Annotated in this window: 14 protein-coding genes and 1 other annotated feature; of the genes, 13 read left to right on the forward strand and 1 reads right to left on the reverse strand. The window is 39.8% G+C overall.

The features are described from left to right. Nucleotides 1-111: 111 nt before the first annotated feature. The 13 genes from mecA (at nt 112) to TZ91_RS02335 (ending at nt 13,408) form a co-directional block, all read left to right on the forward strand. Nucleotides 112-849 (forward strand): adaptor protein MecA, encoded by a 738-nt coding sequence (mecA, locus tag TZ91_RS02275; RefSeq protein ID WP_000782684.1) that lies wholly within the window; start codon nt 112-114, stop codon nt 847-849. Nucleotides 850-1,000: 151 nt separating this feature from the next. Beyond that, nucleotides 1,001-2,287 carry a homoserine dehydrogenase gene (locus TZ91_RS02280; RefSeq protein WP_033686737.1) on the forward strand — a complete coding sequence of 429 codons (1,287 nt, stop codon included), beginning with the start codon at nt 1,001-1,003 and terminating at the stop codon, nt 2,285-2,287. Between the two features lies 1 nt (nt 2,288). Next, nucleotides 2,289-3,158, forward strand: coding sequence for a homoserine kinase (gene thrB / locus TZ91_RS02285; protein ID WP_033686736.1), 870 nt, complete (start codon nt 2,289-2,291; stop codon nt 3,156-3,158). 212 nt (nt 3,159-3,370) lie between these two features. Continuing rightward, nucleotides 3,371-4,309, forward strand: a complete 939-nt coding sequence (msrB, locus tag TZ91_RS02290; RefSeq protein WP_033686735.1) for a peptide-methionine (R)-S-oxide reductase MsrB — start codon at nt 3,371-3,373, stop codon at nt 4,307-4,309. A 60-nt stretch (nt 4,310-4,369) separates the two neighbouring features. Beyond that, nucleotides 4,370-6,094: an ABC transporter ATP-binding protein gene (locus tag TZ91_RS02295; protein ID WP_033686734.1), complete on the forward strand. Its 1,725-nt coding sequence runs from the start codon at nt 4,370-4,372 to the stop codon at nt 6,092-6,094. 1 nt (nt 6,095) lies between these two features. Then, nucleotides 6,096-7,844, forward strand: coding sequence for an ABC transporter ATP-binding protein (locus TZ91_RS02300; RefSeq protein WP_033686731.1), 1,749 nt, complete (start codon nt 6,096-6,098; stop codon nt 7,842-7,844). A gap of 115 nt (nt 7,845-7,959) precedes the next feature. Beyond that, nucleotides 7,960-9,219, forward strand: a complete 1,260-nt coding sequence (locus TZ91_RS02305) for a TRZ/ATZ family protein (protein WP_033686730.1) — start codon at nt 7,960-7,962, stop codon at nt 9,217-9,219. Nucleotides 9,220-9,293: 74 nt separating this feature from the next. Continuing rightward, nucleotides 9,294-9,429, forward strand: a sequence feature (ribosomal protein L10 leader region). 38 nt (nt 9,430-9,467) lie between these two features. After that, complete coding sequence (gene rplJ, locus TZ91_RS02310; protein WP_001287277.1) at nt 9,468-9,968, forward strand: 50S ribosomal protein L10; 501 nt, start codon at nt 9,468-9,470, stop codon at nt 9,966-9,968. A 72-nt stretch (nt 9,969-10,040) separates the two neighbouring features. Beyond that, nucleotides 10,041-10,409, forward strand: coding sequence for a 50S ribosomal protein L7/L12 (gene rplL / locus TZ91_RS02315; protein WP_001196965.1), 369 nt, complete (start codon nt 10,041-10,043; stop codon nt 10,407-10,409). Nucleotides 10,410-10,676: 267 nt separating this feature from the next. Beyond that, nucleotides 10,677-11,720 (forward strand): SPFH domain-containing protein, encoded by a 1,044-nt coding sequence (locus TZ91_RS02320; protein WP_033686729.1) that lies wholly within the window; start codon nt 10,677-10,679, stop codon nt 11,718-11,720. 306 nt (nt 11,721-12,026) lie between these two features. Continuing rightward, the gene (locus TZ91_RS02325) at nt 12,027-12,314 is read left to right on the forward strand and encodes a hypothetical protein (protein ID WP_004259684.1); all 288 of its coding nucleotides are present in this window, start codon (nt 12,027-12,029) and stop codon (nt 12,312-12,314) included. Continuing rightward, a complete protein-coding gene (locus tag TZ91_RS02330; protein WP_033686728.1) occupies nt 12,311-12,952 on the forward strand; it encodes a hypothetical protein in 642 nt (213 codons plus the stop codon). The genes TZ91_RS02325 and TZ91_RS02330 overlap by 4 nt, the downstream gene beginning before the upstream one ends. Next, a complete protein-coding gene (locus TZ91_RS02335; protein WP_033686726.1) occupies nt 12,953-13,408 on the forward strand; it encodes a hypothetical protein in 456 nt (151 codons plus the stop codon). A 134-nt stretch (nt 13,409-13,542) separates the two neighbouring features. Here TZ91_RS02335 and gdhA read toward each other — a convergent pair whose 3' ends face one another. Beyond that, nucleotides 13,543-14,889 (reverse strand): NADP-specific glutamate dehydrogenase, encoded by a 1,347-nt coding sequence (gene gdhA / locus TZ91_RS02340; protein WP_033686725.1) that lies wholly within the window; start codon nt 14,887-14,889, stop codon nt 13,543-13,545. Nucleotides 14,890-14,911 lie beyond the last annotated feature (22 nt).

Below are 14,911 nucleotides of genomic sequence, written 5' to 3' on the forward strand. Positions count from 1 at the left end.
TTCTACAGAAGTTACCCTAGGGAAAATCTATCCCGACAGAGGAGCCTTCTTTTGATAAAATCGTAAAAATCTAGTATAATAGATAGAACTGAAAGTATGAGGTTACTAGCAATGAAAATGAAACAAATCAGTGATACAACTTTAAAAATCACGATGTCTTTAGAAGATTTGATGGATCGAGGCATGGAGATTGCTGACTTTCTCGTTCCTCAAGAAAAAACAGAAGAGTTCTTTTATGCTATCTTGGATGAGTTAGAGATGCCTGATAGCTTCCTAGATACAGGTATGTTGAGCTTCCGTGTGACTCCAAAACCTGATAAGGTCGATGTCTTTGTAACCAAATCAAAGATTGACCAAAATCTAGATTTTGAAGATTTATCGGATTTGCCAGACATGGAAGAATTGGCTCAAATGTCGCCAGATGAATTTATCAAAACCCTGGAAAAAAGTATCGCGGACAAAACTAAGGATGATATCGAAGCCATTCAATCTCTAGAGCAAGTCGAAGCCAAGGAAGAAGAGCAGGAACAGGCTGAACAAGAAGTTGAGAGCAAGAAAGAGCCTTACATCTACTACATCCTTTCTTTTGCTAAGTTAGCTGATTTGGTGGCTTTTGCCAAGACAGTGACATTTGAGATGGAAACTTCTGAACTCTACAAGATGAATGAGCGCTATTATTTGACCATTTTAGTGGATATTGAAAATCATCCAAGTCCATATCCAGCGTGGCTTTTGGCCCGTATGCGCGAGTTTGCAGACGATAGTGACATCAGTCGTTCAGTCTTGCAAGAGTATGGCCAAGTCTTGATGAATCACGATGCTGTGCTCAATCTGCAAAAAATCGGATAATCATTTCTGGAAAGCTATTTCTAGATTATAAGAAGAGCGAATCGTTTGATTCGTTTTTTCTTTTCTATACTGAAATAGTGAATTACTATGATAGGAATTTTCACAAAATTCTGTTATAATGGCTATAATAGAAAATTTCGAGGAGACAAACATGACAGTTAAAATTGCTTTACTAGGATTTGGTACCGTTGCAAGTGGTGTGCCTTTCCTCCTAAAGGAAAATGGAGAAAAAATCAATCAATCAGCACATTCAGAGATTGAAGTTGCTAAGGTATTGGTCAAGGACGAAGATGAAAAGAACCGCTTGCTTGCAGCAGGGAATGACTTTAACTTTGTAACCAATGTGGATGACATTTTGTCAGATCAAGATATTACGATCGTAGTGGAATTGATGGGGCGTATCGAACCAGCTAAAACCTTTATCACTCGTGCCTTGGAGGCTGGCAAACACGTTGTGACTGCTAACAAGGACCTTTTGGCTGTCCATGGTGCAGAATTGTTAGAAATCGCTAAAGAGCATAATGTAGCACTTTACTACGAAGCAGCAGTAGCTGGTGGGATTCCAATTCTTCGTACCTTGGCAAATTCCTTAGCTTCTGACAAAATCACTCGTGTGCTTGGTGTAGTCAACGGAACTTCCAACTTCATGATGACCAAGATGGTGGAAGAAGGCTGGTCTTACGATGATGCTCTTGCGGAAGCACAAAGACTAGGTTTTGCAGAAAGTGACCCTACAAATGACGTAGATGGGATTGATGCAGCCTACAAGATGGTGATTTTGAGCCAATTTGCCTTTGGCATGAAGGTTGCCTTTGACGATGTGGCTCACAAGGGAATCCGCAACATCACACCAGAAGATGTAGCTGTGGCTCAAGAGCTTGGTTATGTAGTGAAATTGGTTGGTTCTATCGAGGAAACTCCTTCAGGTATTGCTGCAGAAGTAACTCCAACCTTCCTACCTAAATCACACCCACTTGCTAGTGTGAATGGCGTAATGAACGCTGTCTTTGTAGAATCTATTGGTATCGGTGAGTCTATGTACTATGGACCAGGTGCTGGTCAAAAACCAACTGCAACAAGTGTTGTGGCGGATATTGTCCGTATCGTTCGTCGCTTGAATGATGGAACAATTGGAAAAGACTTCAACGAATATAGTCGTGAATTGGTCTTAGCTAATCCAGAAGATGTCAAAGCTAATTACTACTTCTCAATCTTGGCACCAGACTCAAAAGGTCAGGTCTTGAAATTGGCTGAAATCTTTAACTCTCAAGATATTTCCTTCAAGCAAATCCTCCAAGATGGAAAAGATGGTGACAAGGCGCGTGTTGTTATCATCACACACAAGATTAATAAAGCCCAGCTTGAAAATGTCTCAGCTGAATTGAAGAAGGTTTCAGAATTCGACCTCTTGAATACCTTCAAGGTGCTAGGAGAATAAGATGAAGATTATTGTACCTGCAACCAGTGCCAATATCGGGCCAGGTTTTGACTCGGTCGGTGTAGCTGTAACCAAGTATCTTCAAATTGAGGTCTGTGAAGAACGAGATGAGTGGCTGATTGAACACCAGATTGGCAAATGGATTCCTCATGACGAGCGCAATCTCTTGCTCAAAATTGCTTTGCAAATTGTACCAGACTTGCAACCAAGACGCTTGAAAATGACCAGTGATGTTCCCTTGGCGCGTGGTCTGGGTTCTTCTAGCTCGGTTATCGTTGCTGGGATTGAACTAGCTAACCAACTGGGGAATCTCAACTTATCTGACCATGAAAAATTGCAGTTAGCGACAAAGATTGAAGGGCATCCTGACAATGTGGCTCCAGCCATTTATGGTAATCTCGTTATTGCAAGTTCCGTTGAAGGGCAAGTTTCTGCTATCGTAGCAGACTTCCCAGAGTGTGATTTCCTAGCCTACATTCCAAACTATGAATTGCGTACTCGAGACAGCCGTGGCGTCTTGCCTAAGAAATTGTCTTACAAGGAAGCTGTTGCGGCTAGTTCTATCGCCAATGTGGCGGTTGCAGCCTTGTTGGCAGGAGACATGGTGACCGCTGGGCAAGCAATCGAGGGCGACCTCTTCCACGAGCGCTATCGTCAGGACTTGGTGAGAGAATTTGCAACGATTAAGCAAGTAGCCAAAGAAAATGGTGCCTATGCAACCTACCTTTCTGGTGCTGGGCCGACAGTTATGGTTTTGGCTTCTCATGACAAGATGCCAACGATTAAGGCAGAATTGGAAAAGCAAACTTTCAAAGGAAAACTTCATGACTTGAAAGTTGATACCCAAGGTGTCCGTGTCGAAGCAAAATAAAGAATAGATGATAGGATGGGGAAACTCTTGACCAGAGGGCTTCCTATCCTTTTTTTGAAAAGAAGTTTATACTCAATAAAAATCAAAGAGCAAACTAGGAAGCTAGCCGCAGGTTGCTCAAAGCACCGCTTTGAGGTTGTAGATAAAGCTGACGTGGTTTGAAGAGATTTTCGAAGAGTATTAGTTAAAAACTTGATAAAGGAGAAATAAAGATGGCAGAAATTTATCTAGCAGGTGGTTGTTTTTGGGGCCTAGAGGAGTATTTTTCACGTATTTCTGGAGTGCTAGCAACCAGTGTTGGCTACGCTAATGGGCAAGTCGAAACGACCAATTACCAGTTGCTCAAAGAAACAGACCATGCAGAAACGGTTCAACTGATTTACGATGAGAAGGCAGTGTCACTCAGAGAAATTTTGCTTTATTATTTCCGTGTTATTGATCCATTATCAGTCAATCAACAAGGGAATGACCATGGTCGCCAATATCGAACTGGGATTTATTACCAGGATGAAGCAGACTTGCCAGCTATCTACACAGTGGTGCAGGAGCAGGAGCGCATGCTTGGTCGAAAGATTGCAGTGGAAGTGGAGAAACTTCGCCACTATATTTTAGCTGAAGATTACCACCAAGACTATCTTAAGAAGAATCCTTCAGGTTACTGTCATATCGATGTGACCGATGCTGAGAAGCCATTGATTGATGCAGCAAACTATGAAAAGCTTAGTCAAGATGTGTTAAAGGGCAGTTTATCTGAAGAATCCTATCGTGTTACCCAAGAAGCTGCCACAGAGGCTCCATTTACCAATGCCTATGACCAAACCTTTGAAGAGGGAATTTATGTAGATATTACGACAGGTGAGCCACTCTTTTTTGCCAAGGATAAGTTTGCCTCAGGTTGTGGTTGGCCAAGTTTTAGCCGTCCGATTTCCAAGGAATTGATTCATTATTACAAGGATCTCAGTCATGGAATGGAGCGAATTGAGGTTCGTTCTCGGTCGGGGAATGCTCACTTGGGCCATGTTTTCACAGATGGACCGCGTGAGTTTGGTGGCCTCCGTTACTGTATCAATTCTGCTTCCTTGCGCTTTGTGGCCAAGGATGAGATGGAAAAAGCAGGATATGGCTATCTACTGCCATACTTAAACAAATAAAATAGAGAGGGTGGGTGCTTCCCACTTTCTTCATTTCCAGAATACGAATAGAAGGGATTTATGAAACACCTATTATCTTACTTTAAACCCTACATCAAGGAATCCATTTTAGCCCCCTTGTTCAAGTTACTAGAAGCTGTGTTTGAGCTCTTGGTTCCCATGGTGATTGCTGGGATTGTTGACCAATCCTTGCCCCAGAGAAATCAAGGACATCTCTGGATGCAGATTGGGTTGCTCCTTATCTTTGCAGTGATTGGTGTGGTAGTAGCCTTAATAGCCCAGTTCTACTCAGCTAAGGCTGCGGTTGGATTTGCCAAAGAATTGACAGGTGACCTCTATCGCCATATTCTTTCCTTGCCCAAGGACAGCAGAGATCGTTTGACCACTTCTAGCTTGGTCACTCGCTTGACTTCGGACACTTACCAGATTCAGACTGGTATCAATCAATTCCTGCGTCTCTTTTTACGAGCGCCTATTATCGTTTTTGGAGCCATTTTTATGGCCTATCGAATCTCAGCTGAGCTGACTCTTTGGTTCTTGGTCATGGTTGTCATTTTGACCATTGTTATTGTAGGGCTCTCTAGACTGGTTAATCCTCTCTACAGCAGTCTGAGAAAGAAAACGGATCAACTGGTTCAGGAAACACGTCAGCAATTACAAGGAATGCGGGTTATTCGTGCTTTTGGACAAGAAAAACGAGAGTTACAGATTTTTCAAACTCTTAACCAAGTCTATGCTAGATTACAAGAAAAGACAGGTTTCTGGTCCAGTTTATTAACACCCCTGACCTATCTGATTGTAAATGGAACTCTCCTCGTCATTATATGGCAAGGCTATATTTCTATTCAAGGAGGATTGCTCAGTCAAGGTGCTCTCATTGCCCTTATCAACTATCTCTTACAGATTTTGGTGGAATTGGTCAAGCTAGCCATGCTGATCAATTCTCTCAACCAGTCCTATATCTCAGCTAAACGAATCGAGGAAGTCTTTGCTGAAGCTCCAGAAGATATTCATTCAGAATTAGAACAAAAACAGGTTACCAGCGATCAGGTTTTACAAGTCAAGGAATTAACCTTTACCTATCCTGATGCGGCCCAGCCTTCTCTGAGAGACATTTCCTTTGATATGAAGCAAGGGCAAATCCTTGGTATCATTGGGGGAACGGGTTCTGGTAAATCAAGTTTGGTGCAACTCATCCTTGGACTTTATCCAGCAGACAAGGGGAGCATTGACCTTTATCGAGATGGACGTAGTCCTCTTAATTTGAAGCAGTGGCGGTCTTGGATTGCCTATGTGCCCCAAAAAGTCGAACTCTTTAAAGGAACCATTCGTTCCAACTTGACTATAGGTTTAGGTCAAGAACTATCTGACCAAGAACTCTGGCAGGCCTTGGAAATTGCGCAAGCAAAGGATTTTGTCAGTGAAAAGGAAGGACTCTTGGATGCCATAGTTGAGGCAGGAGGGCGAAATTTCTCGGGCGGTCAAAAACAAAGGCTGTCCATCGCACGAGCAGTTTTGCGCCAAACTCCATTTCTCATCCTAGATGATGCGACTTCGGCCCTCGACACCATTACCGAGTCTAGGCTCTTGAAAGCTATTCGAGAAAATTTGCCAAATACAAGCTTAATTTTGATTTCTCAAAGAACATCGACTTTACAGATGGCTGACCAGATTCTCCTCTTGGAAAAAGGTGAGCTCCTAGCTATCGGCAAGCACGATGACTTGATGAAGACCAGTCAAGTCTATCATGAAATCAATGCATCCCAACATGGTAAGGAGGACTAGTATGAGACGACAAACTGCAAACCAGACGCTCAAATGTTTGGCAAAAGATTTAGCAAGTCATACCTTCCTTCTTTTTCTAGCCTTTCTAGGAACCATTGCCCAGGTTGCCTTATCAATCTACCTACCTATATTGATTGGGCAGGTCATCGACCAAGTCCTAGTGGCTGGTTCTTCACCAGTTTTTTGGCAGATTTTTCTCCAAATGATCTTGGTGGTCATAGGAAATACTCTTGTACAGTGGGCCAATCCTCTCCTCTATAATCGCCTAATTTTCTCTTATACCAGAGACTTACGAGAGCAAATCATCCATAAGCTCCATCGGTTACCGATTGCCTTTGTGGATCGGCAAGGCAGTGGGGAGATGGTCAGTCGGGTGACAACAGACATAGAACAGTTGGCAGCTGGCTTGACCATGATTTTTAATCAATTTTTCCTTGGTGTTTTGATGATTTTGGTTAGTATTCTAGCCATGCTTCAAATTCACCTCCTCATGACCCTCTTGGTCTTGTTGTTAACGCCACTATCTATGGTGATTTCACGCTTTATTGCCAAACGCTCCTATCATCTCTTCCAAAAGCAAACAGAGACGAGGGGAATTCAGACTCAGTTGATTGAAGAATCGTTGAACCAGCAGACCATTATCCAGTCCTTTAATGCTCAAGAAGATTTTATCCAAAGACTGCACGAGGCGAATGCCAACTATGCAGGTTATTCACAGTCAGCTATCTTTTATTCTTCAACGGTCAATCCTTCGACTCGCTTTGTCAATGCGCTTATTTATGCCCTTCTAGCTGGAGTGGGAGCTTATCGTATCATGATAGGCTCTACCTTGACCATTGGACGCTTAGTGACTTTTTTGAACTATGTTCAACAGTACACCAAGCCTTTTAATGATATTTCTTCAGTGCTAGCTGAGTTGCAAAGTGCCTTGGCTTGTGCAGAAAGTGTTTATGGAGTCTTAGATAGTCCTGAGGTGGCTGAAACAGGTAAGGAAGAGTTGACTAGTGACCAAGTTAAGGGAGCTATTTCCTTTAAACAGGTTTCTTTTGGCTACCATCCTGAAAAGATTTTGATTAAGGATTTATCTATTGATATTCCAGCTGGTAGCAAGGTTGCTATTGTTGGTCCGACAGGTGCTGGAAAATCAACTCTTATCAATCTCCTCATGCGTTTTTACCCTATTAACTCAGGAGATATCTTGCTGGATGGGAAATCCATTTATGATTATAGTCGTGCCTCTTTACGCCAGCAGTTTGGGATGGTGCTCCAAGAAACCTGGCTCAAGCAAGGAACTATTCATGATAATATTGCCTTTGGAAATCCTGATTCCAGTCGGGAGCAAGTGATTGCTGCTGCAAAAGCAGCCAATGCAGACTTTTTCATCCAACAGCTACCTCAAGGCTATGATACCAAGTTGGAAAATGCAGGAGAATCTCTCTCTGTCGGTCAAGCCCAGCTTTTGACCATCGCCCGAGTCTTTCTAGCTATCCCTAAGATTCTTATCTTAGACGAGGCAACTTCCTCCATCGATACACGGACAGAAGTGCTGGTTCAGGATGCCTTTGCTAAACTCATGAAGGGGCGTACAAGCTTTATCATTGCCCACCGCTTGTCAACCATTCAGGATGCGGATATGATTCTAGTCTTAGTGGATGGTGACATCGTGGAGCATGGCAATCATCAGGATCTCATGGCTAGAAAGGGTAAGTATTATCAAATGCAGCAAGCTGCAGCTTTTAGCTTTGAATAATCCCTTCTACTTTAAAATCTTATGAACGAAAAAAAGTTGCCTTCGGGTGACTTTTTTGTTACAATAGCTAGAAAAATTATTCACTGTAAATTGTCTTATAGAAAAGGAGCCTAGAATGAAAGTCTTTCAGCATGTAAATATCGTGACTTGTGACAAAGATTTCCATGTTTATCTAGATGGAATCTTAGCCGTTAAGGATTCTAAAATCGTCTATGTTGGTCAAGAGCAGTCAGAGATTATAGAGCAAGCTGAGCAGATTATAGACTATCAGGGAGCCTGGATTATGCCTGGTTTGGTCAATTGTCACACCCATTCTGCTATGACCGGATTGAGAGGAATTCGAGATGATAGCAATCTCCATGAATGGCTCAATGACTATATCTGGCCTGCAGAAGCAGGATTTACTCCCGACATGACTACTAAGGCGGTCAAAGAAGCTCTGACAGAGATGCTCCAGTCAGGAACAACAACCTTTAATGATATGTATAATCCCAATGGTGTGGATATTGAGCGGATTTATCAGGCAGTGAAAGATTCCAAGATGCGTTGTTATTTCTCACCGACTCTTTTTTCTTCAGAGGCAGAGACAACTGCTGAGACTATAAGTAGAACTCGAGCAATCATTGAAGAAATTATTGGATATAAAAATCCAAATTTCAAGGTGATGGTAGCCCCACATTCTCCCTACAGCTGTAGTAGAGACTTGCTGGCAGAAAGCTTAGATCTGGCAAAAGAGTTGAATATTCCTATCCATATCCACGTGGCGGAGACCAAGGAGGAATCAGGAATTATCCTGAAACGATACGGTAAACGTCCTCTTGCTTTTCTCGAAGAACTGGGTTACTTAGATCATCCATCTGTCTTTGCTCACGGGGTCGAATTAAACGAGAGAGAAATTGAACGTTTGGCAACTTCTCAAGTGGCTATTGCTCACAATCCTATCAGTAACCTCAAACTGGCCTCAGGAATCGCTCCAATCATCCAACTCCAAAAAGCGGGAATGGCAGTAGGAATTGCGACAGATTCAGTTGCTTCCAACAACAACCTTGATATGTTTGAGGAAGGACGAACAGCAGCTCTCTTACAGAAAATGAAGAGTGGGGATGCCAGCCAATTCCCTATCGAAACAGCTCTCAAGGCTCTGACAATCGAAGGTGCTAAGGTCCTAGGAATGGAAAATCAGATAGGAAGTCTGGAAGTTTGCAAGCAAGCAGATTTTCTGGTCATCCAACCACAAGGGAAAATTCATCTCCAACCTCAGGAAAATATGCTGTCCCACCTCATTTATGCAGTCAAATCCAGTGACGTTGATGATGTTTATATCGCTGGAGAACAGGTTGTTAAGCAAGGGCAAGTCCTAACAGTAGAACTTTAAAAGAAAAATCACAAAAAATTTTAAAAAAGTTTGCAAAAATCTTGCATTCTTTTTTTAACTATGCTATACTTATATACGGTTTGAAAAAACTGCCTAAGACAGTAGGGGAGCTCGACTCATAAATATCCTACCGAGGACAAAACGTATCATGTAAAAAGAAGCGTATTGTACTTTCGTGTCTAGGTTTGGGCGCGTTTTTCTTTTGAAAAATTTCCCCAAGCAAAATAATAACGGAGGTGAACACACTAATGAGTGAAGCAATTATTGCTAAAAAAGCGGAACTAGTTGACGTAGTAGCTGAAAAAATGAAAGCTGCTGCATCTATCGTCGTTGTAGACGCTCGTGGTTTGACAGTTGAGCAAGATACAGTTCTTCGTCGTGAGCTTCGTGGAAGCGAAGTTGAGTATAAAGTGATTAAAAACTCAATCTTGCGTCGTGCAGCTGAAAAAGCTGGTCTTGAAGATCTTGCATCTGTATTTGTTGGACCATCTGCAGTAGCATTTTCTAACGAAGATGTTATCGCACCAGCGAAAATCTTGAACGACTTTTCTAAAAACGCTGAAGCACTTGAAATCAAAGGTGGTGCAATCGAAGGCGCTGTCGCATCTAAAGAAGAGATTCTTGCTCTTGCAACTCTTCCAAACCGCGAAGGACTTCTTTCTATGCTCCTTTCTGTACTTCAAGCGCCAGTGCGCAACGTTGCTCTTGCAGTCAAAGCGGTTGCAGACAACAAAGAAGACGCAGCTTAATCTTAAGCTACGCAGCGTAGCCTAGCTACGAAAATCTATTATAAATTTAAAACATATTTGGAGGAAATAACAATGGCATTGAACATTGAAAACATTATTGCTGAAATTAAAGAAGCTTCAATCCTTGAATTGAACGACCTTGTAAAAGCTATCGAAGAAGAATTTGGTGTAACTGCAGCTGCTCCTGTAGCTGTTGCTGCAGCTGGTGCTGCTGACGCTGGTGCTGCTAAAGATTCATTCGACGTTGAATTGACATCTGCAGGCGACAAAAAAGTTGGCGTTATCAAAGTTGTACGTGAAATCACAGGTCTTGGTCTTAAAGAAGCTAAAGAACTTGTTGACGGTGCACCAGCACTTGTTAAAGAAGGCGTTGCAACTGCAGAAGCTGAAGAAATCAAAGCTAAATTGGAAGAAGCTGGAGCTTCAGTTACTCTTAAATAATAGAGCGACTACATTAGTAGCTTAAAAACATGATTAAACCGCTATTCTTAGGACTAGCGGTTTTTATTTTTATCTGTCATGGGGCACAAATGGGGCAAAACTATTTATATATTTTATCCAGGACATCAACAACTTATATAGGGGATTGCTCCAAAGATAATAATTTATAAGTATGAGTTGCCTTTTCAACAAAGGGGTTATATAATAGTAATATAGGTATGGAAGATTAATCTTATAATTTATAGTTTTCATTTTAGAGGAGAAAAGATGGCATTAAATTTGTTTGATGTTATTCGTTATGAAGGTGAAGATACAAGGAATATACTTGCTTGGAGACATCCTAAAACGAATATCAAGATAGGAGCAACTGTAATTGTAAACCCTGGTCAGTGTGCTGTATTGTTTTCAAATGGAAGAGCAGTAACTACTTATGATGCTGGTAAACATAAGATTGAAGGATATGATATTCAAGTAGTTTCAGGAATAAAAAACTTTCTAAGTGGAGGTATTTCGTCTGACTCATTGTTTTTATGGTTTGTGAATATGTATGATTTACAACCGATTGGATGGGGAACTTCTTCTCCTATAATGGTTCGAGATCCAGAAAGTGATATTCCTGTAGAATTGAAAATACATGGGAATTTCATTCCTCGAATTGTAGACTTAGAAGCTTTTATATTAGAATTTATGCCAAGTCACCCCGATATTATAACAGCTCCTATTTTACAAAAACGTTTTAGACAAACTGTTAGTGGGTTGATTAGTTCAGCTATTTCACAAGTAATATACAACCATAAGATTCCAATTCTTGATATTGAGATGCACAGTTTTGATATGTCTGTTGCTTTGTCAGCTATTTTATCCAGCCATTTTTCTAAATATGGAATTAGTATTGAGGAATTTAACATTGAGGCTTTAAAGGTAAATCAGAATAGCAATGGATATAGAGAAATCTTTAAATTCCACAAGCAAATTTTAGAAGCCAAAAGCAAGCAGGCTGGTCGAGATATTGAAGAGTATACTTATCAAGAAGAGAGACAATTTGATCTTTTAGAAGAGGCAGCAAAAAATAATGATTCTGCAGGAAATCTAATGGGAGCAGGCGTGGAAATAGCTATGGGACTTTCCTTGGGAGCTAAATTTAGCAACTTGGTGGATCAGATTGAAGATAGGAATTCATTTGACAAAGATGTGAATCAGCATCAAACTGACCTCAAAGGAGAAACAGGCTTAGCTAAGTTTTGTAGCCAATGCGGGACTGCTTTTTTGGAAGGAGCAAACTTCTGTTCTAATTGCGGGGACGAAAGATAGTTCAAATGATTGGAAAAATCATTTTTATATCAATCTTGTTTAAGCATTATCTTTAATCTTTGATTTTTTACATTTTCAAATTTACTTTTGTTTTATTTGGGAAGTCTGGTATTGCCAGAATCTCCCTTTTTCTTAGAAATTTGAAAACTATGATTTCTTTGTTTGTATTTTTAAATCATTCAATTTATGTAATTCTAAGTCTGGAAATGTATGAATAAATACAAAGGGTCATGAAGAGTATTTGGAAATTTTTTAAGAGAGTAAGGGATTTACTTAGACAAGTTCTATGACAGGAGGATATTGTAGATGTACCAAGTATTTCGTTTATTAAGTATACTTTTTATGGGATTAACAAGTGCAACATTTTTTCTTTCACTATGGGCTATAACTCTATTTCTTGAACATGGTAGGCCGATTTTCTCAATATTGATTCCTATTATTTTTTCTTTATCAGGTTTCTTTTTGTCATCCTTTGCATTTTATAGCTTTGGTATTTTAGAAAATATAAAAATTAAAGTCAAAGCTTTGGATGAGATATATAATGGGAAAGCTCTTTATAGAGAATATATAGCAACTAGAGGAGAAGATAGGTGAAACAGTGTATTAAGAATAATTGGAAAAAAGGCTTTCATTGGTTAATTTCAAATATAGTAATACTCTGTTTTGTAGTTTTATCACTTGCTATCTTTTCTATAGATGATGAACCAAGAATCTTTATATTGAAAAATCTTGATTTTATAATTTTGGCAAAATCTATTGGAATTCCCGTTGTTATCAGTTTTTTATTTTTATCATTTCAAAATGTTACCTTTGTGCCAGTTGCTTTAGTTATTTTATATTTGTTTCGAGAAACAATTAAAGATTCCTTTTCCTTGAAGAAATTAAAACAGAAGAATTTACTTCAAATGCTTGTTTTAATCATTTTATCATCATTTTTTGAATATGAAAAATCTAGGGAATGGTCTATTCGATTTTTATTTCTTTTAGTTCCTTGGTATTTTCTTAGTGTGAGTTTAATTTTAGTAATGACTTATTGTGAGTCTAGGAGACAAGAAGAAGTCAAGAAACAAAATCAAATACAAGCTTTATTCACTTTATTTGAAAAGCACCAGATTAACAAAAATACATATCCCGTTATTTGTCCATCATGTAGTGGCGAGAATCTGCTTGACTTAGGGCAAGGTAAATCATGTGATTATTGTGGTGCATGGTTATCTAGAAAGGAAATATAAATGAGACGCTATCGTTTAATCATTTCCAAGCTTGTTTATCCTATAGTATCTTTCATATGTATTGTCACCGGATTGAAATTTTATCAGTACATTGATAACTACATAAGATGGATTTTAGGAAAAAAAGAAGGTTTACTTTATGATTTCTACTTTATGTGGCTTTTAATAGTTACAATTTTGTTTGTTTTATTTTTCCTATTTTTGATTATATCGTCTTTTTTATTTTTGAAACAGCCTCGTATGAAACAATATGATAAAGCTTTGATAACAGTTCTTAAGTTTGAAGAACAAGGTGAGGATGTTATTGAAATTAAAGGGAAAGAATTGCGAGATGAGTTATCTTATAAATTATCAGCAAAACGTGTTTATTGTCCTACTTGTCATAAGCCAACAGATGGAGTAATTGGAACTAAATTGACCTGTGCAACTTGCAGTAAGACTTTTATAGTTTCTTGATTTTAAGATAATCGAAATGCTATTATCTTATAGCTATTTTAATATTGTTTCTAAAACCTAGCAAGTTTATTTTCTTTAAAATACAAAAAGCAACAACTGTCTAGCTGTTGCTTTTTGCTAACTTTTTTCAAGTATTAAACAATACCTTGGGCAATCATAGCATTTGCTACATTTTCAAAGGCAGCAATATTAGCTCCTGCAAGGTAGTCTTTATTAAGACCGTATGTTTCTGAAGTTGTTTTAGCTGTGTTGAAGATGTTTGTCATGATGTCTTTGAGACGTCCATCAACTTCTTCACGAGTCCATGAAAGGCGAAGACTGTTTTGGCTCATTTCAAGGGCTGAAACGGCTACACCACCGGCATTGGCAGCTTTGGCAGGTCCGTAGAAAATACCATTTTCTTTGTAAACTTTGATGGCATCAAGGTCGCTTGGCATGTTGGCACCTTCAGATACACAGATAATGCCTTGAGCAACTAAGCGTTTAGCTGCTTCACCGTTGATTTCGTTTTGAGTCGCACATGGAAGCGCAATGTCATAGTTTCCAGCGTAAGTCCATACAGAACCTTCGTGATATGTTGCAGTTGCTTTTTCAGCAGCATACTCAGTCAAACGAGCGCGACGTTTTTCTTTAACATCAACCAATAGATCGAAGTCGATACCATTTTCATCGATGACATAACCATTTGAGTCAGATACAGAGATAACAGTTGCACCAAGTTCAGTTGCTTTTTGAAGCGCGTATTGAGCAACGTTACCAGAACCTGAAATAACAACTTTCTTACCAGCAAAGCTATTACCGTTAGCTTTGAGCATTTCTTCAGTGTAGTAAACCAAACCGTAACCAGTTGCTTCTGGACGAATCAAGCTACCACCAAACCCAAGAGGTTTACCAGTCAAGACACCAGCATCAAATTGGTTAAGACGTTTGTATTGACCGTAAAGGTAACCAATTTCGCGTCCACCTACACCGATATCACCAGCAGGTACGTCAAGTGATGGTCCGATGTGTTTTTGCAATTCAGTCATGAAGCTTTGGCAGAAGCGCATCACTTCAGCATCTGTTTTACCTTTAGGATCGAAGTCTGATCCACCTTTACCTCCACCGATTGGAAGTCCAGTCAAAACGTTTTTAAAGATTTGTTCAAATCCGAGGAATTTCAAAATCCCTTGGTTTACAGTTGGGTGGAAACGAAGTCCGCCTTTGTATGGTCCAACAGCTGAGTTGAATTGAACACGGTAACCGCGGTTTACTTGAACTTTTCCATCACGGTCAACCCAAGGAACACGGAAAGAAATCACGCGCTCTGGCTCAGTAATACGTGCCAAGATATTTTCTTCGATATACTCAGGGTGTTTTTCAAATACAGGTTCTAAAGTGTTGAAAAATTCTTCAACAGCTTGAAGGAACTCAGCCTCGTGCCCGTTACGAGCTTTTACAGTTTCAAACACGCTTTGGATATATTCTTTAGCAGATGTCATATCGTTCTCCTTAAATTCTAAT

Origin of the sequence: Streptococcus mitis (genome assembly GCF_000960025.1) — a bacterium.
In the GTDB taxonomy this organism is placed as follows: Bacteria; Bacillota; Bacilli; order Lactobacillales; family Streptococcaceae; genus Streptococcus; species Streptococcus mitis_DH.

Excerpts from the sequence above, each read along its gene's own strand:
- msrB (WP_033686735.1), top strand. The coding sequence starts at position 3,371 with ATGGCAGAAATTTATCTAGCAGGTGGTTGTTTTTGGGGCCTAGAGGAG.
- rplJ (WP_001287277.1), top strand. The coding sequence starts at position 9,468 with ATGAGTGAAGCAATTATTGCTAAAAAAGCGGAACTAGTTGACGTAGTA.
- TZ91_RS02335 (WP_033686726.1), top strand. The coding sequence starts at position 12,953 with ATGAGACGCTATCGTTTAATCATTTCCAAGCTTGTTTATCCTATAGTA.
- rplL (WP_001196965.1), top strand. The coding sequence starts at position 10,041 with ATGGCATTGAACATTGAAAACATTATTGCTGAAATTAAAGAAGCTTCA.
- TZ91_RS02295 (WP_033686734.1), top strand. The coding sequence starts at position 4,370 with ATGAAACACCTATTATCTTACTTTAAACCCTACATCAAGGAATCCATT.
- thrB (WP_033686736.1), top strand. The coding sequence starts at position 2,289 with ATGAAGATTATTGTACCTGCAACCAGTGCCAATATCGGGCCAGGTTTT.
- TZ91_RS02300 (WP_033686731.1), top strand. The coding sequence starts at position 6,096 with ATGAGACGACAAACTGCAAACCAGACGCTCAAATGTTTGGCAAAAGAT.
- mecA (WP_000782684.1), top strand. The coding sequence starts at position 112 with ATGAAAATGAAACAAATCAGTGATACAACTTTAAAAATCACGATGTCT.
- TZ91_RS02320 (WP_033686729.1), top strand. The coding sequence starts at position 10,677 with ATGGCATTAAATTTGTTTGATGTTATTCGTTATGAAGGTGAAGATACA.
- TZ91_RS02305 (WP_033686730.1), top strand. The coding sequence starts at position 7,960 with ATGAAAGTCTTTCAGCATGTAAATATCGTGACTTGTGACAAAGATTTC.
- gdhA (WP_033686725.1), bottom strand. The coding sequence starts at position 14,889 with ATGACATCTGCTAAAGAATATATCCAAAGCGTGTTTGAAACTGTAAAA.
- TZ91_RS02325 (WP_004259684.1), top strand. The coding sequence starts at position 12,027 with ATGTACCAAGTATTTCGTTTATTAAGTATACTTTTTATGGGATTAACA.
- TZ91_RS02280 (WP_033686737.1), top strand. The coding sequence starts at position 1,001 with ATGACAGTTAAAATTGCTTTACTAGGATTTGGTACCGTTGCAAGTGGT.